At 71.5% G+C, this 18,351-nt stretch carries 22 protein-coding genes; 11 read left to right on the top strand and 11 right to left on the bottom strand.

Annotated elements, in window-relative coordinates:
* The 6 genes from N1F89_RS08640 to nirK form a co-directional block, all read right to left on the bottom strand.
* Positions 1–480 (bottom strand): MFS transporter (locus N1F89_RS08640; RefSeq protein WP_290083397.1); only part of this gene is annotated, 480 nt, incomplete at its 3' end.
* A 143-nt stretch (positions 481–623) separates the two neighbouring features.
* On the bottom strand, positions 624–1,931 hold the full coding sequence (locus N1F89_RS08645) for a TRAP transporter large permease subunit (RefSeq protein WP_290083398.1): 1,308 nt from the start codon (positions 1,929–1,931) through the stop codon (positions 624–626).
* Positions 1,932–2,111: 180 nt separating this feature from the next.
* Positions 2,112–3,146 (bottom strand): TRAP transporter substrate-binding protein DctP, encoded by a 1,035-nt coding sequence (gene dctP / locus N1F89_RS08650; RefSeq protein ID WP_290083399.1) that lies wholly within the window; start codon positions 3,144–3,146, stop codon positions 2,112–2,114.
* A gap of 80 nt (positions 3,147–3,226) precedes the next feature.
* Entirely contained in the window at positions 3,227–3,736 is a 510-nt protein-coding gene (locus tag N1F89_RS08655) for a TRAP transporter small permease subunit (RefSeq protein ID WP_290083401.1), read from the bottom strand.
* A 489-nt stretch (positions 3,737–4,225) separates the two neighbouring features.
* Positions 4,226–4,609: a hypothetical protein gene (locus N1F89_RS08660; protein ID WP_290083403.1), complete on the bottom strand. Its 384-nt coding sequence runs from the start codon at positions 4,607–4,609 to the stop codon at positions 4,226–4,228.
* Positions 4,610–4,685: 76 nt separating this feature from the next.
* Entirely contained in the window at positions 4,686–5,741 is a 1,056-nt protein-coding gene (nirK, locus tag N1F89_RS08665; RefSeq protein ID WP_290083405.1) for a copper-containing nitrite reductase, read from the bottom strand.
* Positions 5,742–5,949: 208 nt separating this feature from the next.
* On the opposite strand from nirK, the gene N1F89_RS08670 reads away from it, so the two are divergent.
* Positions 5,950–6,519 (top strand): NAD(P)H-dependent oxidoreductase, encoded by a 570-nt coding sequence (locus tag N1F89_RS08670; protein ID WP_290083407.1) that lies wholly within the window; start codon positions 5,950–5,952, stop codon positions 6,517–6,519.
* 41 nt (positions 6,520–6,560) lie between these two features.
* Here N1F89_RS08670 and N1F89_RS08675 read toward each other — a convergent pair whose 3' ends face one another.
* The 5 genes from N1F89_RS08675 to N1F89_RS08695 form a co-directional block, all read right to left on the bottom strand.
* On the bottom strand, positions 6,561–7,271 hold the full coding sequence (locus N1F89_RS08675) for an META domain-containing protein (RefSeq protein WP_290083409.1): 711 nt from the start codon (positions 7,269–7,271) through the stop codon (positions 6,561–6,563).
* Positions 7,272–7,276: 5 nt separating this feature from the next.
* On the bottom strand, positions 7,277–7,558 hold the full coding sequence (locus N1F89_RS08680; RefSeq protein ID WP_290083411.1) for a GlsB/YeaQ/YmgE family stress response membrane protein: 282 nt from the start codon (positions 7,556–7,558) through the stop codon (positions 7,277–7,279).
* Between the two features lie 56 nt (positions 7,559–7,614).
* On the bottom strand, positions 7,615–7,860 hold the full coding sequence (locus N1F89_RS08685; protein WP_354670315.1) for a LysM peptidoglycan-binding domain-containing protein: 246 nt from the start codon (positions 7,858–7,860) through the stop codon (positions 7,615–7,617).
* Between the two features lie 112 nt (positions 7,861–7,972).
* Positions 7,973–8,614: a hypothetical protein gene (locus tag N1F89_RS08690; protein WP_290083414.1), complete on the bottom strand. Its 642-nt coding sequence runs from the start codon at positions 8,612–8,614 to the stop codon at positions 7,973–7,975.
* A gap of 213 nt (positions 8,615–8,827) precedes the next feature.
* On the bottom strand, positions 8,828–9,253 hold the full coding sequence (locus N1F89_RS08695) for a hypothetical protein (RefSeq protein WP_290083416.1): 426 nt from the start codon (positions 9,251–9,253) through the stop codon (positions 8,828–8,830).
* Between the two features lie 528 nt (positions 9,254–9,781).
* On the opposite strand from N1F89_RS08695, the gene N1F89_RS08700 reads away from it, so the two are divergent.
* The 10 genes from N1F89_RS08700 to N1F89_RS08745 all read left to right on the top strand — a co-directional run bounded on the left by N1F89_RS08700 (position 9,782) and on the right by N1F89_RS08745 (position 18,321).
* Positions 9,782–12,250 carry an AAA family ATPase gene (locus N1F89_RS08700; protein WP_290083418.1) on the top strand — a complete coding sequence of 823 codons (2,469 nt, stop codon included), beginning with the start codon at positions 9,782–9,784 and terminating at the stop codon, positions 12,248–12,250.
* A complete protein-coding gene (locus N1F89_RS08705) occupies positions 12,237–13,106 on the top strand; it encodes a hypothetical protein (RefSeq protein ID WP_290083420.1) in 870 nt (289 codons plus the stop codon). Before N1F89_RS08700 ends, N1F89_RS08705 begins: the two co-directional genes overlap by 14 nt.
* Positions 13,107–13,299: 193 nt before the next feature.
* Positions 13,300–14,946 (top strand): cytochrome-c oxidase, cbb3-type subunit I, encoded by a 1,647-nt coding sequence (gene ccoN / locus N1F89_RS08710; protein ID WP_290083421.1) that lies wholly within the window; start codon positions 13,300–13,302, stop codon positions 14,944–14,946.
* Positions 14,947–14,951: 5 nt separating this feature from the next.
* Positions 14,952–15,704 (top strand): cytochrome-c oxidase, cbb3-type subunit II, encoded by a 753-nt coding sequence (gene ccoO / locus N1F89_RS08715; RefSeq protein WP_290083422.1) that lies wholly within the window; start codon positions 14,952–14,954, stop codon positions 15,702–15,704.
* 17 nt (positions 15,705–15,721) lie between these two features.
* The gene (locus tag N1F89_RS08720; RefSeq protein WP_290083512.1) at positions 15,722–15,886 is read left to right on the top strand and encodes a cbb3-type cytochrome c oxidase subunit 3; all 165 of its coding nucleotides are present in this window, start codon (positions 15,722–15,724) and stop codon (positions 15,884–15,886) included.
* The gene (ccoP, locus tag N1F89_RS08725; RefSeq protein ID WP_290083423.1) at positions 15,883–16,767 is read left to right on the top strand and encodes a cytochrome-c oxidase, cbb3-type subunit III; all 885 of its coding nucleotides are present in this window, start codon (positions 15,883–15,885) and stop codon (positions 16,765–16,767) included. Before N1F89_RS08720 ends, ccoP begins: the two co-directional genes overlap by 4 nt.
* Positions 16,764–16,964, top strand: coding sequence for a hypothetical protein (locus N1F89_RS08730; protein ID WP_290083424.1), 201 nt, complete (start codon positions 16,764–16,766; stop codon positions 16,962–16,964). The genes ccoP and N1F89_RS08730 overlap by 4 nt, the downstream gene beginning before the upstream one ends.
* A gap of 10 nt (positions 16,965–16,974) precedes the next feature.
* Positions 16,975–17,793 carry a DUF2189 domain-containing protein gene (locus N1F89_RS08735; protein WP_290083426.1) on the top strand — a complete coding sequence of 273 codons (819 nt, stop codon included), beginning with the start codon at positions 16,975–16,977 and terminating at the stop codon, positions 17,791–17,793.
* A gap of 52 nt (positions 17,794–17,845) precedes the next feature.
* On the top strand, positions 17,846–18,193 hold the full coding sequence (gene ccoS / locus N1F89_RS08740) for a cbb3-type cytochrome oxidase assembly protein CcoS (protein ID WP_290083428.1): 348 nt from the start codon (positions 17,846–17,848) through the stop codon (positions 18,191–18,193).
* Entirely contained in the window at positions 18,190–18,321 is a 132-nt protein-coding gene (locus N1F89_RS08745; RefSeq protein WP_290083430.1) for a hypothetical protein, read from the top strand. Before ccoS ends, N1F89_RS08745 begins: the two co-directional genes overlap by 4 nt.
* Positions 18,322–18,351: the final 30 nt, after the last annotated feature.

Raw genomic sequence — 18,351 nt, forward strand, 5'->3', positions numbered from 1 at the left:
CGACAGGCCGGCCGCTGTCAGGACGAGCGCGGTGGCGCCCGCCGCCGCCACCCCGAGGCTGGTGCCCGTGCTGACGATCGACAGCGCGCCCGGCCGCCGCGCGTCCGCCACCTGCAGGTGCACCGCGTGGTTGAACGGCGTCCACGCCATGCCGGCGCTCGCCATCGCCAGGAAGACGCCGACGACGAGGACCGGCAGGCTGGCCGCCATCGACGCGATGCCGAGGCCCAGCGCGGCGGCGATCAGGCCCGCCGTGACCGGCACCCGCGCGCCGTGCCGCGCCGTCAGCACGGCGGCGGCGACGAGGCCGAGCACGAAGCCGGAGAACCCGAGGCCCGAGATCAGGCCGGCGGTCCCGGCCGAGAAGGAGAACGTCGAGCGCAGCTCCGGCAGGAACAGCCCGAAACCCATGCGGGCCGGTCCGAAGGTGATCGCGGTGGCGGCAAACCCGGCGGCGGAGAGTTTGCAGAATGGCGTCATGGCCGGCCTTCCGTGTGCGGAAGGGGCAACGCGCGAGCGCCGTCAGCGATCCCGCACGAGGTTGCCGGCCCGCGCAGCGGTCGGGCGGCCCTGCCCCGGCCGGATGCCGGCGCGGCGTCTCGAACCCGGCGGCCCGCCGGCCGTCAGTCGAGCACGCCGGGCAGCCAGGTGGCGATCGCCGGGAAGAAGAAGACCAGCATCAGGCCAATGAACTGCAGCACCACGAACGGTCCGACCGAGCCGTAGATGTCGCCCATCGAGACCCCCTTTGGCATCACGCTCTTCAGCCAGAACAGCACGAAGCCGAAGGGCGGCGTCAGATAGGCGATCTGGATGTTGACGATGAACAGCGCGCCGAACCACAGCTTGTCGACGCCGAGCTCGTCGAGGATCGGCACGAACAGCGGCGTGCACAGCATGATGATGGCCCAGTCGTCCATGAACATGCCGAGCACCAGGATGATGAACATCATCATCAGCATGACGCCGGTCGCGCCGCCGGGCATCGACAGCACCAGCTCGGTGAGCAGGTCCTGGCTGCCGAGCGTGTTGAAGATGTTGAGATAGACGTTGGCGCCGATCAGGATCCACAGGCCCATGCCGGTCAGCCGCACGGTGGTGGCCAGCGACTCGCGCAGCACCGGCCAGGTCAGCCGGCCGTAGACCAGGTTGATCAGGAAGGCGCCCGCCGCGCCGAAGGCGGCCGCCTCGGCCGGTGTCGCGATGCCGCCCCAGATGACGCCGAGCACGATGATGATCAGCACCGCGAACGGCCAGATGTTGACCACCGCCTGCGCCTTCTCGCGCGTGGTGAACTTCATGTCCTCGGGCAGCGCCGGCCCGAGATGCGGCTGCAGCCGGCAGCGGATGCCGATGTAGATCGTGTAGAACGCGGCGAGCATCAGCCCCGGCACGACGCCGGCCAGGAACAGGTCGCCGATCGAGACCTTGGCCAGGAGCCCGTAGAAGATGAACGGGACGCTCGGCGGGATCAGCGCGCCGAGCGCGCCGCCGGCGGCGATCGACCCGATCGCGATCGAGCGGTCGTAATTGTACTTCATCATCGACGGATAGGCGATCTGGCCCATCGTGATGGTGGCCGGCGGAGTGATGCCGGTGACGGCGGCGAAGATGGTGCACACCTGAACGGTGCCCATCGCCAGGCCGCCGTGGATGTGGCCGATCAGCTTGTAGACGGCGTCGTAGGCCGCCTCCGCGATGCCGGAGAAGCGGATCAGGCTGCCCATGAACAGGAACAGCGGCACGGTGACCAGGATGGTGTTCCAGGGCGTGTAGTAGAAGGCGCTGGGGATCGCCAAGAGCGAGCGCGGCTCGAAGATCAGCGCGAACAGCACCGCCACGCCGCCCAGCCCGAAGGCCACGGGCAACCCCATGAACAAGACGACGAACAGCACGAGAAAGTAGAGAACCGTAACGAGTTCGAGGCTCATGCGACGTCCCGTGCTGTGAGTGTGGTCATGGCTGGTGCGTGCGGCGGCGGCCCGCCGTCCGGCTGCGCGTGGCGGCGGCTGCGGCGGGGCCGGCCCGGACGGCCGGCCGCGCGCCTCGTGAAAGGCGCCTGCCTCTGGTCACGCACAGGCAGGCGCCGGGTCGGCGGACGGACGACGCCGTCAGTAGGCGCCGATGTCCTTGAGGTACTTGGTCCACAGCTCGACGCCCTTGGCCGTGCGATCGGACTGGGCGGCGACCTGCGGCCAGACCTCCTCGATCGACTTCTGGCGCATGCGGGCGATCTCCTCGTCGGACAGCGTGATCACCTCGCCGCCGGCGTCGCGCAGGATCTGCAGCGCCTCCTCGACGCCCTCGGCGTGCATCCGGCTGGTCTCGAAGTAGACCTCCTCGAAGACGCCGTTGATCTGCTCGCGCTGCCAGTCGGTCAGGCCGTTCCAGGCGTCGAGATTGACGAAGATCTCCTGATGCTGGGCCGGGTTCCAGCCGGGCATGATGGCGTAGTCGACCACCTCGTGGAACGACATGTCGTCGATGCCGCCGGTGTCCCAGTAGGTGCCTTCGACCGTGCCCAGCCGGATGGCGGTGTAGATGTCACCGGCGTCGAGCGAGACCGGCGAGCCGCCCATCGTGGAGTGGAAGATCGCCTGCGGGCCGCCGGCGCGCATCTTCTTGCCGGAGAGGTCCTCCATGCTTTCCACGCGGAACTTGGTGAACATGGCGTTGGGGCCCTGGTTGCTCCAGCCGACCCAGTGCAGGTTCCGCTCGTTCGCCGCCTCCTGGACGATGTCGCCGATGCGGTAGTCGGGATTGCCCCACATCGCCTCCCAGGCCTCTTCGGTGCTGTTGGCGCCCATCGCCATGCCGAAGGCGAGCATGCCCTCGGGCATGTCGCCGCCATAGACGGTGGCCCAGCAGGCCGTGCCGTCGGTCATGCCGGCGGCCGCCGCGCCGAAGGCCTCCGAGCCGCTGGTCAGCGCGCCGACCGGCTCGACCCGGATCTTGACGGTTCCCTCCGTCGCCTCCTCGACCGCCTCCACCCAGGGCATCACGCCGTTCGCCCAGCCGGCGTCGCTCTGGTCGAAGCAGGGCTGGAAGACCCACTCCGTCACCTCGTCCGGCGGGCCGTTCTCCTGCGCCACCGCAAGGGAGCCCGACAGCGCCAGAGCACCGAGCGAAAGAAGCGTCGATCTCATCGCATGTTCCGTCTTCATCTCATACCCTCATCGTTTGCTGCGCTTCGCTTCGTGTTTTCTTGTTGTTGCCTGCACCGTGGTCACGATGCCGGTTTGTGGCCGGTCACAAGCGTGCGCACGTCGCGCACGAGGTTCTTGATAACCAGCAGGAGCACGATCGCCCCGGCCAGCGGGATCACCGACTTGATCGGATAGATCGGAATGGGCACCGCCGTCGGCGTCACCTGGTTGAGCATGATCGACAGCTTCGCCGCGTCGATGCCCTTCCAGATCAGCGTGCCGAGGAAGAGCACGGCGAACGGCGCCGTCAGGATGTCGAGGATGGCCTGCGTGCGCTCCGAGGCCGCCGCGTAGAACAGGTCGAGCTTGACGAAGGTGTCGTGCTTCAGCGCGTACGCCCCGCCGACGCAGGCGAGCAGCACCATCGCCGCCTGCAGCGTCGTGCCGATCCACATCGACGGCGCGTTCATGACATAGCGCAGGAAGACGTCGGTTACGCCGAAGATCATGCAGTAGAGCACAAGAAGCCAGCCGATGCGGCCCATGATCTCGGCGATGGCGTCAAACAGTCCTTCGACTTTCCGCCACAATGTCGTCTCCTCCCCATTGCGGCCGGCCGGTCTTGCCGCCAGCACCTCGACCCGTCGGCCTTGTCGTCGACGGCCCTCAAGTTCCGGCAACTTGAATAGGCAACGACCGGCGGGTATAGGACCAGTTCAGAATTCGCATATGGCCAAATGGAAGTCTTTCACACCAGGCGGCCCGGAGTCCACCGGCGCCCGATACGGCGCGCCGGCACCCCGCCCGGCGGCCGGACCGTGCGGCGGCCCGCCGCACCGCCGTTTCCGCCCTTCATCGCCGTCTGCCCGGCCGGCTCTTAGCCGGTGACGCGCCGCCCCCGGCGCTGCCGGCGCGCGCTCGCACGGCGCTTGCAGAAAAAACGCTTGAGCACTGAAAAGCAAAACGAAAAGCGCGACAGGGCGTGGCCGCACCGCGGCGCCGTCGCCGGCTCCGGTTGGCGCGCGATGCCGCGCCCCGCGCGCCGCGCGGCGCGTCTGCATGCCGGGCGGCAACCGGCTCTACAGGTCCGCGGCGGCGGTGCGGCCGGCCGTGCCGCGCAGCGCTGCGGCGCTGCGCACGGCGGCGGCGCCGGCGAGCGCGGCCGCGCTCATCTCCTGAAACAGCAGCGCCACCTCCTCGAACGCGGACAGGTCCGGCTCGTCGGGCTCCAGCTCGTCGAGCTCGGCGAGGAAGGCGGTCAGCCGCCGCACGGCGTCGAGCCGGCCGCGCGCCTCACCGAGCCGCAGCTCGGCCTGCAGGTGGACGCTTTCCAGCACCAGCCGGTCGAGCGTCGAGCGGGCGCGCGCCTCGCAGCCGCAGTCGAGATCGGCATCGAGCAGCGCGTCGCGGATCTGCACCACGAAGGTCTGGAACGTCTCGCGGTCCTGGTCGTGGATCGACATTGCGGAAATCTCCTGGCGCGGCAACGGCGACGGGCCGCCGGCGGCTGCCGGCGGCCCCTCGCCCGTCGCGGGGTTGCTATTCGGCGAGCAGGCCGAGCCTTTCCTCGATGCCCTCGCGGAAGATGTCGGGCTGCTCCGGCCCTTCGACGACCAGCTTGCCGACCAGGCCGCGCATGGCGCGCGACAGCGCGTGATCGACGAGCAGGTATTCGCCGGGCACCTCGACCTTGAAGTCGACCGCCGCCGCGCCGCCGGGCGGCACCGTGATCGTCTGCACGTCGGGCAGCGGATCGCCGGTCAGCGAGCCGAGATTGTAGACGTGGTCGAAGATCTCGCCGATGACGTGGAAGCTGGAGGTCTTGTTGGGGCCGCCCACGCCGAAGTAGATGCGCACCGTCTCGCCGACCTCGGCCGTGAGCGCATTGTCGCCGGTCAGCGCCTGGTCGGCGCCGTTGAAGACGTAGTATTCCGGCGTCTCGTTCATCAGCTTGTCATAGCTCTCGGTGAGCTGTCCGCTGCCGCCATAGGCCTCCTCGGTGTAGAGCTCGCCCTGCATGACGTAGAACTCGCGATCGACCGGCGGCAGGCCGCCCTCGGGTTCGACCAGGATGAGGCCGTACATGCCGTTCGAGATGTGCTGCGCGGCCGGACCGACGGCGCAGTGGTAGACGTAGAGCCCGGGGTTGAGCGCCTTGAAGGTGAAGCCCTTCTCCTCGCCGGGCGCGGCCAGCGTGGCGCTGCCGCCGCCGTGCACGCCGGTGACGGCGTGGAAGTCGACGTTGTGCATCGCCATGCTGCCGTCGTCGTTCTTCAGCCGCACCTCGACCGTGTCGCCGACGCGCACGCGCACCAGCGGTCCGGGCACCTTCCGGTTGAAGGTCCAGTAGGTGTAGGTCGTGCCGTCGGCGAGTTCGCCGACCACCTCGACCGTCTCGAGGCCGACCCGCACGATCTGCGGGCCGCGCTCGCCCACCGCGCCCGGCAGGTCGGTCGCCTGGCGCACGATGTCGAGCGGCGCCTCGGCGGTGCCGCGCGCGGCCGCATCGTCGGCAAGGGCCGTCAGCGGCGCGCCGCCGGCCATCAGCAGGCCGATCGCCGCGGCGGTTGCGAGGAGGGTGTTGCGCGTATTCATGACACGGGTCTTTCCGGTTCGCGTTGTGATGGATGAACCCTAGGCGTCGCCGGGCCAGCCCTCTTTGTGCTTGCGCAAATTCGCCGACGATGGCCGGCGCGCGAGGCGACCGCCGCGTTGGCGACAGCGGAACGGGCAACGCCCCCGCGAGTTGTCCCGACACGCAACCCGCCCCGCCGGCGCGGGGCCGTCACCGACAGGAGGAACCATGCCGGACCGTGCGCGAATCGTCGGCATCTCGGGGAGCCTGCGCCAGGGCTCGTTCAACACCGCCGCGCTGCACGCCGCGCGCGAGATGGCGGCCGACCGCCTCGACATCGACGTCGTCAGGCTGAACGGCCTGCCGCTGTTCGACGCCGACGTCGAGGCGCGCGGCTGGCCCGGGCCGGTCGCCGCGCTGCGCGAGCGCGTGGCGGCGGCCGACGGGGTGATCTTCGCGGTGCCCGAATACAACTACTCGATGACCGGCGTCCTGAAGAACGCGATCGACTGGCTGTCGCGGCCGGAGGGCGCCGCCCCGCTCAACGGCAAGCCGGCGACCATGCTCGGTGCGACGCCGAGCAAGATCGGCACCGCGCGCGCCCAGGCGCATCTGCGCGACGTCGTCTTCTACAACGCCATGCCGCTGCTGCCCTATGGCGAGGTGCTGATCATGGATGCCGACGACAAGTTCGACGCCGACGGCCGGCTGACCGACGAGACCTCGCGCAAGTTTCTCGGCGATCTGCTCGACAAGTTCGCGGACTGGGTCGCGGCGACGGCCGGCACGGGCGGCTGATCCCGCCGCCGGCACCACCCGGCCGCAGCGCGCCGCCCTTCTTACTTGCCGCTCAGCCGCAGCGTCGTGCCGGTCGCCTCGCTGGTCAGCGCGAGCGTGCCGGCGAAGGGGTCGTAGGCGACGGCGAGCCGGCCCTGCAGCGCATCGAGGATGCGCCGTTCCTGCGCGTTGACCGCCGCGTCGGCGCAGGCCATGCGGGTCGTCGCCATCGGCTGGTCGATGACCAGCGCCGTGCCGTCCAGCCGCCCGCCGCCGCTGAACCGGTTGCAGCCGGTCGAGCCGGACACCGTGCCGTCCGCCGCAAAGCGGATCTCGGCCTCGCCGAGCGCCGGCGCGCCGCCGACCGCCACGAAGCGCCACGCCGTGCCCGCCGCCGCGTCCGCCTCCTGCGCCGGAGCGGAGCCCTCGGCGAGATAGCGCGCCGCCACCCAGCCCTCGATGCCGCGATAGGCGATGCGGCACCAGCCGCGCGGGGCGTCGCGCCGCTCGGCCTCCGTCATCGCCTCCCATTCGGCGTAGCTCGGCGCGCCCTGGCAGCCGAGATTGCGGATGCCGTCGCCGTCCCACGGGATCTCGCCGATCTTGGCCGCCTCGGCGCTCGGCCCGGCACGGATGTTGAGGACGTCGTCGGCCGTCACGCCGGTGACGCGGAAATAGTCCGGGCCGTCGGCGGTCGCCCGCGCGGCGGTGGCGGCCAGGACCGCGGCGGCGAGGGCCAGGGCGGCGGCGGCGAAGAGGTTGCGCAGCAGCATCGCGGTCAGGCCCTGCGCACGGCCTTGATGATCAGCAGCAGCACCACCGCGCCGATCACCGCGGCGATGATCGCGCCGACGATGCTCTCGCTCGGCGCCGACCCGAGAAGGCGCATCGCGAAGCCGGCGATCCACGCGCCGGCGATGCCGATGGCGATGTCGCCGAGTAGCCCGTAGCCCGAGCCCTTGACGATCAGGCCGGCGATCCAGCCGACGACGGCGCCGAACACGGCGAGAATGAGGATGGCGATCACCAGCCCCATGCCGGTTCCCACTGCCTGCTCCATGATGGCCCTCCTGTCTGCTTCGCGGGCTCGCGCGACCGGCCGCCGGCCTCTGCGCCTCAGGCGAGCGCCGGGATGCGCAGCACCTGCCCCGGATAGATCGCGTCCGGATCGCCGAGCATCGGCCTGTTCGCCTCGAAGATGGCGTTGTATGTCGTGCCGTCGCCACACGCCGCCTTGGCGATCGCCCACAGCGTATCGCCCTTTTCCAGGGTGTGGAAGCGCGCCGGCCCGGCCGGCGTCGAGGCGGCGACGAGCGCGGTCATGTCGCGCGCCAGCGCCAGGCCGCCGTCGGGCGCCGCCACCTTGAGCTCGGACGCCTCGACCCTGGCGATGCCGAGCGTGTTGCCGACCGCCGGGATCGTCTTCTCGAAGACGGACTGGTCCTCGACGGCTCCCTCAAGCCGTCTCCTCCGCTCAGCGGATCTCGAAGTAGACGTCGTAATTGCCGATGGTGCCCGGCTCGCCCTTGTAGAAGACCTCGACCCGGTGATCGCCGGTGCGGTAGAGCTGGCCGTAGTACTCGTTGCCGGCCTGCGAGGATTCGTAGAGGATGTCGCCGCCCGGCACGTAGACGATCATGTAGGTGTCGCGGTTGTCCGGCCGCAGGCTGACGGTCAGGAACTGGCCGTCGCGCGCGCCGAGCACGTAGGTCGCCGCCTCTTCGGAGCCGAGCCGACCGGTCACCGTGGTGTTCGTGGCGCCGGCGGCGAAGCGCACCGTGTGGCTGCCGGCCGAGGTCGCGCCGCCGTGCGGCGGGCGCTGCGCCGGTCCGGCATCACTCCAGAACGCGACCAGCGTCACCCGGTCGGCGGCGAAGGAGCACTGGAAGCGTGCCGTGCGGCCGGCGAGCCCGATCGTTCCGTTGACGGCGTGGGTGCCGTCGACGCGCTGGTTCTCATACGTGACCGTCGTGTCGGCGACGTCGCCGCCGAGCCGCTTGGCGGCCTCGAACTGGCAGTCCGCCAGCATGTCGGAGACCCGCCCCTGGGCGACCGCCGCCGTGGCGGCCACCGCGAATGCCGCCGCCAGGCAGGCCGGTCCGGCAAGGCTTCTCATTGCACCGCTCCCCGTTCGGTTCTCACGCGCCATCGTCGCCGGTGAACGTGACCTCGGCCACGATGCCGTCGTTCGACACGAGGCAGCGCCGCGGCGCGCGCTGCGCCCCGACGCCGACCGTCACCAGCGAGTTGGCCTGTCGCGAACGCCGCCCCCGGCGCGAAAAGGTCAGTCGCGAGAGACCTCATCGGCCCGTTTCCTCCCGTTTCCCGATCATTGGATCGTGACGGAAAGCGTATAGCCGACCGTCTTTCCGGCATCCTTGTCGTTGCCCATCAGGTAGACCCGGATCGTGTGATCGCCCGATTGCGACAGCACGACCTCGCCGAACCGGTCGGGCGCGGTGGAGCCGTTGAAGATGGCGACGTTGTCGCTGCCCGGCGGCAGGATGTTGAAGTAGGCGCTGCCGTGGCCGTTGGTGCCGTCGATGGTCAGCAGGACCGACATCGTCTGTCCGGCGCGGGCGCCTAGCACATAGTCGAAATACGCGTTGCCTTTGACCGCGCCGCTCAGCGTGGCGGTGTCGCTGCCCGGCTCGAAGCGCACCGTCGCGCTTTGCTGCGCGCTCGCGGCGCCGGCGGCGAATGCGAGCCCGGCGGCCATCAGCGCTGCGAGCCGGCGTCTGGTCGTTTTCGTCATGATCGGTGGTCCTTTCCCGTCCCGCGCGTGTCGGCTGCCGGGCGCCGGTCGCGGACCGGCTGCACGGAGCCCGCGCCGCGCCGGCGGCGCGGCGGCGTGCCTCGTTCAAGCTGGGGCTGCGCTGCTGGCTTCGGTGTGAACACGAACGCGTGACACTTTCGCAACCGGCCCCGATCCGCCCGAGCCGCCAGCACCGCCGGGCGTTCCTGTTCCCCCCGGCGTCCGCGCGCGGCGTCCGGCGCGCCAGGCGGGAGCCGTGGAGGTCAGCACGGCCCATGGTCCCGCCGTGGCGCGCCGGAACGCGCGACACGTTCACAAGGGGGACCCGATTCCGAGCAAAACGGGCGGGCGCCGTCCATTGAGTTCTGTCGCCGATCGCTGAGCGCGATTCAGCAATCGGGCGCGGCGACCCGCCACCGGCGCCTGATCTCGATCAATGCGCGGCGCCGCGTCGTGGGTCATCGAGGGACGACCCGCCGCGCGACCTGCCGCGGCGGCGCCGACGAACGCTGCGAAACCGGAGACCGCATGGCTGCCGCAACGACGAGGGACGACGACCCCGCAACCCCGCTCGCGCCGGAGACGCTCTGTCCCGCCGTCGACGCCGACGCCGTCGCCGACGCCGCGCGGCCCCGCGATGCCGCGCCGCTGCTCGGGCAGGACAGGGCCGTGCGCGCCCTCGACCTCGGCACCCGCATGCGCCATGCCGGCTTCAACGTCTTCGTGCTCGGCCCCGAGGGCGCCGGCCGCCACAGCGCGGCCCGGCGCGCCGCCGAGGCCGCCGCCCGGCAGGCCCCGGCGCCCGACGACTGGTGCTACGTGCACGATTTCGAGACCGAGTGGAAGCCGCGCGCGCTGCGCCTGCCGGCCGGTCGCGCGGTGCCGTTCCGCGACGCGGTGGAGGGGCTGATCGAACGCCTGCGCCGCGCCATTCCCGCGCTGTTCGAGACCGAGGACTACCGCGAGCGCCGCCGCCACATCGACGAGGCGCACGAGGAGCGCGCCGAGGAGCGGTTCCGCGCCATCCGCGCGGCGGCCGAGGCCGACGGCATCGGCATCATGCGCACGCCGATGGGCTTCGCCTTCGCGCCGATCCGCGACGGCGAGGTGGTCAAGCCGGACGCCTTCGCCAAGCTGCCGGAGGCCGAGCGCGAGCGCATCCAGGCGCGCATCGCCGAACTGCAGGAGCGGCTTGCCGACTTCCTGCGCGGCGTGCCCGAGCGCGAGCACGCGCACCGCGAGGAGATCCGCGCCCTCAACGCCGAGATGGCGTCGACGGTGGTCGATTCGGCGATCGCGGAGACGCGCGACGCCTTCGCCGACGTGCCGGCGGCGATCGGCCGGCTCGACGAGATCCGCCGCGACCTGATCGACAAGGTCGAGCTGTTCGTCGCCGAGCCGGTGCGCAACGAGGCGAGCCCGTTTCCCGAGGCCATGCTGCCGATCGCCGAGGACCGGCGCTTCCGCCGCTACCTGGTCAACGTCGTCGTCGCCAACGGCCATGCCGACGGTCCCGCCGCGCCGGTCGTCTACGAGGACCATCCCACGCTCGCCCGTCTCGTCGGCCGCATCGAGCATGTCGCGCGGATGGGCGCGCTGGAGACCGATTTCAGCATGATCCGCGGCGGCGCGCTGCATCGCGCCAATGGCGGTTTCCTGCTGATCGACGCGCACCGGCTGCTGCGCGAGCCGTGGAGCTGGGAGGCGCTGAAGCGGGCGCTGCGCTCGCGCCGCGTGCAGATCACCTCGCCCGGCGAGGAGATGAGCCTTCTGAGCACGGTCTCGCTCGAGCCCGAGCCGATCCCGCTCGATCTGCGGGTGATCCTGGTCGGCGAGCGGCTGATCTACTACCTGCTGGTCGAGCTCGATCCCGAATTCGGCGAGCTGTTCAAGGTGCAGGCCGACTTCGAGGACAGCCTGCCGCGCGCGCCCGACACGCTGTCCGACTATGCCGGGCTCGTCCGCTCGGTCGCCGCGGGCAATGGCCTGCGTCCGCCCGACGCCGCGGCGACCGCGCGCGCCGTCGTCGAGGCGGCGCGCATGGCCGGCGATGCCGAGCGCCTGACGCTGAACTTCGGCGCCATCGCCGACCTGCTGCGCGAAGCCGATTTCCGCGCCCAGGAGGCCGGCCGCGACCACATCGCCGACGCGGACTTGTGCACCACCATCGACGAGCGCACCTTCCGCGCCGACCGCCTGCGCGCGCGCTGGCACGAGCGCATCGCCCGCGACATCGTGCTGATCGACACCGAAGGCAGCCGCGTCGGCCAGATCAACGGCCTGTCGGTGATGCAGATCGGCGGTTTCACCTTCGGCGCGCCGACCCGCATCACCGCGCGCGTGCGCACCGGCGGCGGCCGCGTCGTCGACATCGAGCGCGAGAGCAAGCTCGGCGGCCCGATCCACTCCAAGGGCGTGCTGATCCTGTCGGGCTACCTCGCCGCCACCTATGCCTCGGGCACGCCGATGTCGCTGTGGGCCTCGCTCGTCTTCGAGCAGTCCTATGGCGGCGTCGAGGGCGACAGCGCCTCGTCGGCCGAGCTCTACGCCCTGCTGTCGGCGCTGGCCCGGGTTCCGCTGCGCCAGGACGTCGCCGTCACCGGCTCGGTCAACCAGCACGGCGACGTGCAGGCGATCGGCGGCGTCAACGAGAAGATCGAGGGCTTCTTCGACATCTGCGCCGCGCGCGGCCTGACCGGCACGCAGGGCGTGCTGATCCCGGCCGCCAACGTCAAGCACCTGGTGCTGCGCCCGCGCGTCGTCGACGCCGCACGCGCCGGCCGCTTCGCCATCTGGCCGGTGCGCAGCATCGACCAGGGCATCGCGCTGCTCGCCGGCCGCCCGGCCGGTGCGCGCGGCGCCGACGGGCGCTATCCCGAGGGCAGCGTCAACGCCGCCGTCGAGGCGCGGCTCACCGAATTCGCCAGGGCGCGCAAGGCGTTCGCCGCGCATGACGGCGAGGACGAGGCGGCGGAGAGCGGCAATGACGCCGCGTGAGCCGGCCCCGCGCCTGCGCTGGCAGGCGGTCTCGCAGGTCGTCGTCGCCTTTGCCGGCGGTGGCGGCGGCGGTGCACTGGTGCAGACGGCGGCCGCCGCCGCCCGTGCGCTGGGCGTCGGCATCAGCGGGCTCTACGTGCGCAACGTCGCGCTCGACGACCTCGCCGGCCTGCCCTTCGCCACGATGCTCGACGCCAGCCGGACGACGCCGCAACGGCCGACCGGCGCGGCCATCGAGCGGAGCTGGCGGCGCGAGGAGGCGCGCTGCCGCGCGCTGCTCGGCCGGGCGGCGGCGGCATCCGCGCCGGCCTTCGAGACGGTTGCCGGCCGGCTGGAGACGGCGCTGACGCCGCGGCTGGCGCGCGACACGCTGGTCGCCATCAGCGCCGCCGACGGGCTGCGCGACAGCGCGCTCTGGCCCGCCGCGCAGACGCTCGCCGCGGCCGCGGGCGCGGTGCTCGTGGTGCCCGCCTCCGTGCGCTCCGAACCGCGCGACGCGCCGGTGCTCGCCATCGACGACGGCGACCGCGCCGGCGCCGAGACGATCGCCCTGGCCGACCGCATCGCCCAAGCGAGCGGCCGGCCGCTCGCCGTCCTGGCGCTCGGCACGCCGCTGACCGCCCAGGCGATCGCCGCGCGCGCGCGCGCGCTGGCCACCTCCGACCGCCTCGTCGCGCATGGCTGGCCCGACTGGAAGGCGGACGAGCTGGCCCGGCCGATCGCGCGCATCGCGCCGTGGATGATCGTCGGCGACCTGGCCGGCCGTCCCTTCGCCGAGACCGGCCAGGCGATGGCGATCCTGCGCCGGCTGGCCGCGCCGCTGCTGCTCCTGTCGCCGCCGGCCGACGGCGGCTGACCGCGCGGCCGCCACCGCGTCCGCGGGCGGCCGCCGCGCGGCATAATAGGTATTTACAATACCTCTTTGCGGGACTAGGCAGGCAGCATCAGCTTTCGAGCGGAGGCCGCCATGCTCCACGCCAAGCCGTCGCGCGCGACGCCATGCCCGCGCGCGGGAACCGACCCCGCGACCGCCGCGCGGACGCGCTGAGATGGTCGCCGCGCTGACCTCGGCCGAGCGGCAGTCGGCCGCCGTCATCCTGCTTGTCGTCGCGCTCGCCGGGCTGGCCATGGCGATCCTCGGCGGCACCGGGCCGCTCGGCGTGCACGGCGTTCTCGTCATGCTTTTCGCCGGCGCGCTGGTCGCCGTGGTGTTTGCCGGCTTCTACGCGCCCGAGCCGACCGAGGACCGGCCGACGCGCTACTACGACGACCCCATCAAGGTCGGCATCGCGCTGACCATGGCGTGGGCGGTGTTCGGCCTGTTCATGGGGCTGTGGGTGGCCGCCCAGCTCGCCTGGCCGAGCCTCGCCTTCGACGCCGCCTGGTCGGGCTTCGGCCGGCTCAGGCCGACGCACACGACCGGCGTGATCTTCGGCTTCGGCGGCAACGCGCTGATCGCCACCTCCTTCCACGTGGTGCAGCGCACCGCGCGCGCGCGCCTTGCCGGCCAGGTGAGCCCGTGGTTCGTGCTGTTCGGCTACAACCTGTTCTGCCTGCTCGCCGTCTCCGGCTACCTGATGGGCGTCACCCAGTCGAAGGAGTATGCCGAGGCCGAGTGGTACGCCGACATCTGGCTGGTCGTCGTGTGGGTGACCTATTTCGTGCTCTACCTGCGCACGCTGGCGCGCCGCCGCGAGCCGCACATCTACGTCGCCAACTGGTACTATCTTGCCTTTATCCTGGTCGTCGCGGTGCTGCACGTCGTCAACAACATCGCGATCCCCGTCTCGCTGGCGCACGCCAAGAGCTACACCGTGTGGGCCGGCGTGCAGGACGCCATGGTGCAGTGGTGGTACGGCCACAACGCCGTCGCCTTCTTCCTGACGGCCGGCTTCCTCGGCATGCTCTACTACTACCTGCCGATCCGCGCCCAGCGGCCGATCTTCTCCTACCGGCTGTCGATCCTCAGCTTCTGGGGCATCACCTTCTTCTACATGTGGGCCGGCTCGCACCATCTGCACTACACCGCCCTGCCGCACTGGGTGCAGACGCTCGGCATGACCTTCTCCGTCATGCTGCTGGTGCCGTCCTGGGCCTCGGCCGGCAACGCGCTGCTCACCCTCAACGGCGCCTGGCACCGGGTGCGCGACGACGCCACGCTGCGCTTCATCACGGTCGCCGCGGTGTTCTACGGCCTGTCGACCTTCGAGGGCTCCTTCATGGCGATCCGCCCGGTCAACGCGCTGTCGCACTACACCGACTGGACCGTCGGCCACGTCCATGCCGGGGCGCTCGGCTGGGTGGCGCTGATCACCTTCGGCTCGATCTACACGCTGGTTCCCGCGCTGTGGCAGCGCCAGCGCATGTATTCGGCCGCCCTCGTCGAGCTGCACTTCTGGCTCGCGCTCGCCGGCGTGCTCGTCTACGTCTTCGCGATGTGGAACTCGGGCATCGTGCAGGGCCTGATGTGGCGCACCTACACCGAGGAAGGCACGCTTGCCTATTCCTTCCTCGATTCCCTCGTCGCCATGTATCCCTACTACATCGCGCGCGCCTTCGGCGGCCTGCTGTTCCTGCTCGGCGCGCTGGTCGGCTGCTACAACATCTGGATGACGGTGCGCGCCGCGCCGCACGCCGCCGGCCGCGCCGCCGACGCGCCGCAGCCCGGCGGCGCGGCCGCCGTGGCCGGGGAGTGAGCGGCATGGCCGAGTTCTTCCACCGCAAGCTCGAGCGCACGGCGATCGGTTTCGTGCTGGCCATCATCGCGGCGGCCAGCGTCGGCGGCATCGTCGAGATCGCGCCGCTGTTCACCATCGACGAGACGGTCGAGGAGGCGCCGGACATGCGCCTCTACACGCCGCTCGAGCTCGCCGGGCGCAACATCTACGTCCGCGAGGGCTGCTACGCCTGCCACTCGCAGATGATCCGCACCCTGCGCGACGAGGTCGAGCGCTACGGCCCCTACTCGCTCGCCGTCGAATCGCAATACGACCGGCCGATGCTGTGGGGCTCCAAGCGCACCGGCCCCGACCTGGCGCGCATCGGCGGCAAGTATTCCGACTTCTGGCACGTCGCGCACCTGATCGACCCGCGCGCCGTGGTGCCGCAGTCCAACATGCCGGCCTATCGCTGGCTCGCCCGCACCACCCTCGACACCGCCGACCTGCCGCTCCATCTCAGGGCGCAGCGCAGGCTCGGCGTGCCCTACACCGAGGCGATGATCGAGAACGCCGCGCGCGACGCCTACGGCCAGGCGACGCCCGACAGCGCGTTTGCCGACGGCGTGGCGGAGCGCTACGGCGCAGCGACGCAGGTCCGCGCCTTCGACGGCGTCGCCACCGAGGTCACCGAGATGGACGCGCTGGTCGCCTATCTCCAGGTGCTCGGCCGGCTGACCGACGCCGCCTACCGCGACACCGCCGCCGCCGGCGAGCCGCCGGAGCCGGTGGAATGACGACTGAGGAGGCCGTCATGGATTTCGATCACGAGACGCTCGTCGCCTTCGCCAAGAGCTGGGGCCTGTTCTACCTGATCGCCTTCGCCGTCGGCGTGCTCGTCTACACCTTCTGGCCGTCGAACCGGAAGAAGTTCCGCCGCGCCAAGAAGAGCATCTTCGACGGGGACGACAAGCCATGAGCGAGACCGGCGAGCGCGATCCCGTCAGCGGCCGCCGCACCACCGGCCACGAGTGGAACGGCATCACCGAGCTCGACACCCCGGTGCCGCGCGGCGTGCTGATGTTCCTGATCGTCACGCATGTCTTCGCCGTCCTGTGGTGGGTGCTGATGCCGGCCTGGCCGCTCGGCACCAGCTACACGCAAGGGCTGCTCGGCATCGACCAGCGCGCCACGGTCGAGCGCGAGCTCGTCGCCGCGACGGCGCGGCGCGCCGACTGGATGGCGCGCATCGAGACGGCCGGCTTCGATGCGATCCGCGCCGACGCCGCACTAATGGACGTGGTGCGCAGCACCGGCGCGCGGCTGTTCGGCGACAATTGCGCGGCCTGCCACGGCGTCGACGGCACCGGCCGCGCCAACTATCCCGACCTGACCGACGCCGACTGGCAGTGGGGCGGCGGCCCGGAGGCGATCGCCGAGACGATGCGCGTCGGCGTCAACGCGCCGCATCCCGAAAGCCGCATCGCGCAGATGCCGGCCTTCGGCCGTGACGGCATGCTCGACCGCAGCGCGGTCAGAAGCGTCGCCGCCTATGTCTATGCGCTCGGCAACCCCGGCTATTCCACCGCCGACACCATTGACACGATCGAGGCCGGCCGCGAGGTCTTCCTGACCACCTGCGCGGCCTGCCACGGCGAGGACGGCACCGGCGAGCCGGCGATCGGCGCGCCGAACCTGACCGACGACTACTGGCTCTACGGCGGCGACCTGCAGAGCATCGTCACCAGCGTGCACGGCGGCCGCCAGGGGCACATGCCGACCTGGGACGAGCGCCTGACGGACGCGCAGATCCGCCTGCTGGCGCTCTACGTCCACGACCTCGGGATCGCCGAGCCGTGAGCGGCCCGCGCGCATCCGCCCGGCGCCGCGGCCGGCTCCTGGTCTGGCTGCTGGTTCCCGCCGCCCTGCTGCTCTTGGCCGGCGCCAACGCCCATCTGGTCTACGTCGCCGTCAGCTCGCAGCCGGGCTGCGTCGACCACCTGAAGGCGCCGGGCTCCGGCGACGGCGCGTTCCGCGCGGCCAAGTCCGCCTGCTGAGGAGGAAAGCATGAGCGAGACCGACAGAGGCTACGGGCTGCTCAGCGAGACGTCCGGCATCGAGGAGACGCGCAGCGCCCGCTGGCAGCGCCATCTGCCGGCGACGAGCGGCCTGCGCTGGCTCGCGGCCGGCTGGCGCGACCTTGCGACCCGGCCGCTCGCCAGCCTCGCCTATGGCCTCGGCATCCTGGCGCTGTCGGCCGGCTTCGTCTGGTTTCTCGGCTATGTCGGCCGCGACTACATCCTGTTTCCCGCGCTCGCCGGCTTCATGATCGTCGCGCCCGTGCTCGCCGTCGGGCTCTACGAGAAAAGCCGGGCGCTGGAGCGCGGCGAGCCGGTCGGCCTGGCGCGCATGCTGCTGGCGCGGCCGGCCGCCGGCGCGCAGATCTTCTTCACCGGGCTGCTGCTGTGCCTGCTGATGCTTCTGTGGATGCGCGCGGCGGTGCTGCTTTACGCGCTGTTCTTCGGCGTGCGGCCGTTTCCCGGCCTCGGCCATGTCGCCGAGCTGCTTCTGGCGACCCCGCGCGGCCTGGCGCTGCTGGCCGTCGGCACCGCCGTGGGCGGCCTGTTCGCCGCCTTCGCCTTCTCGATCAGCGCCGTCTCGATTCCCATGCTGCTCGACCGCCGCACCGACGCGCTGACCGCCATGGGAACCAGCATGGCGCTGGTCTGGAACAATCTGGTGCCGATGCTCGTCTGGGGCGCGCTGGTGCTGGCTCTGGCGGCGCTGTCGCTGGCGACCGCGCTGGTCGGCCTCATCGTCGTCTTCCCGCTGCTCGGCCACGCCACCTGGCACGCCTACCGCGCGCTCGTCGGACGGGAGGGCTGACGATGCCGTGCCGCCGCCGCCCGGCCGGCCCGTCACCGCGCGGCGCGGGCCGATGAGCTATCTGCTGTGGCTCGTCCTCGTCCCCATCGCGCTCGGCATGGGCGCCGTCGGCCTGGCCGCCTTCTTGTGGTCGCTGCGCGACGGCCAGTACCGCGACCTCGACGGCGCCGCCGTGCGCGTGCTGACCGTCGAGGCGCAGGACCGGCCGCTCGCCGACCGCGCTGACGCGTTTCCAGGCGAAGTGGACACCGGTTCGCCGTCCGCAAACGCGTCAGGACGACAAGCTGGAGCCGCGGCGCGGCGGCAAGCACGGAACCGGCCGCCGATGACCGGTGTTGCAGCCAAAGCGGCAAGTCCCGCAGCACGGGCGGCCGCGAGAACGGGGAGACCCGCACGATGACGCGAGCGATCCGCATGCGCACGGACTGGGTGTCGGCCCTCGCCCTTCTGTTCGGCGCCGCCGTCGTCGTGCCGAGCCTGATCGCGCTGCTGCTCGCCCTCGCCGCCGTCGCCCGCATGCTGGTGTGAGGCGCACCGCCGGCCGGGTCCGGCCCGCGG

It is taken from the genome of Aquibium sp. A9E412, from assembly GCF_030398335.1.
GTDB lineage: Bacteria > Pseudomonadota > Alphaproteobacteria > Rhizobiales > Rhizobiaceae > A9E412.

Bases quoted from the DNA above. Each gene is read 5' to 3' on its own strand.
- N1F89_RS08645 (WP_290083398.1), bottom strand. From the start codon at position 1,931: ATGAGCCTCGAACTCGTTACGGTTCTCTACTTTCTCGTGCTGTTCGTC.
- dctP (WP_290083399.1), bottom strand. From the start codon at position 3,146: ATGAGATCGACGCTTCTTTCGCTCGGTGCTCTGGCGCTGTCGGGCTCC.
- N1F89_RS08660 (WP_290083403.1), bottom strand. From the start codon at position 4,609: ATGTCGATCCACGACCAGGACCGCGAGACGTTCCAGACCTTCGTGGTG.
- nirK (WP_290083405.1), bottom strand. From the start codon at position 5,741: ATGAATACGCGCAACACCCTCCTCGCAACCGCCGCGGCGATCGGCCTG.
- N1F89_RS08670 (WP_290083407.1), top strand. From the start codon at position 5,950: ATGCCGGACCGTGCGCGAATCGTCGGCATCTCGGGGAGCCTGCGCCAG.
- N1F89_RS08675 (WP_290083409.1), bottom strand. From the start codon at position 7,271: ATGCTGCTGCGCAACCTCTTCGCCGCCGCCGCCCTGGCCCTCGCCGCC.
- N1F89_RS08680 (WP_290083411.1), bottom strand. From the start codon at position 7,558: ATGGAGCAGGCAGTGGGAACCGGCATGGGGCTGGTGATCGCCATCCTC.
- N1F89_RS08690 (WP_290083414.1), bottom strand. From the start codon at position 8,614: ATGAGAAGCCTTGCCGGACCGGCCTGCCTGGCGGCGGCATTCGCGGTG.
- N1F89_RS08695 (WP_290083416.1), bottom strand. From the start codon at position 9,253: ATGACGAAAACGACCAGACGCCGGCTCGCAGCGCTGATGGCCGCCGGG.
- N1F89_RS08700 (WP_290083418.1), top strand. From the start codon at position 9,782: ATGGCTGCCGCAACGACGAGGGACGACGACCCCGCAACCCCGCTCGCG.
- N1F89_RS08705 (WP_290083420.1), top strand. From the start codon at position 12,237: ATGACGCCGCGTGAGCCGGCCCCGCGCCTGCGCTGGCAGGCGGTCTCG.
- ccoN (WP_290083421.1), top strand. From the start codon at position 13,300: ATGGTCGCCGCGCTGACCTCGGCCGAGCGGCAGTCGGCCGCCGTCATC.
- ccoO (WP_290083422.1), top strand. From the start codon at position 14,952: ATGGCCGAGTTCTTCCACCGCAAGCTCGAGCGCACGGCGATCGGTTTC.
- N1F89_RS08720 (WP_290083512.1), top strand. From the start codon at position 15,722: ATGGATTTCGATCACGAGACGCTCGTCGCCTTCGCCAAGAGCTGGGGC.
- ccoP (WP_290083423.1), top strand. From the start codon at position 15,883: ATGAGCGAGACCGGCGAGCGCGATCCCGTCAGCGGCCGCCGCACCACC.
- N1F89_RS08735 (WP_290083426.1), top strand. From the start codon at position 16,975: ATGAGCGAGACCGACAGAGGCTACGGGCTGCTCAGCGAGACGTCCGGC.
- ccoS (WP_290083428.1), top strand. From the start codon at position 17,846: ATGAGCTATCTGCTGTGGCTCGTCCTCGTCCCCATCGCGCTCGGCATG.
- N1F89_RS08745 (WP_290083430.1), top strand. From the start codon at position 18,190: ATGACGCGAGCGATCCGCATGCGCACGGACTGGGTGTCGGCCCTCGCC.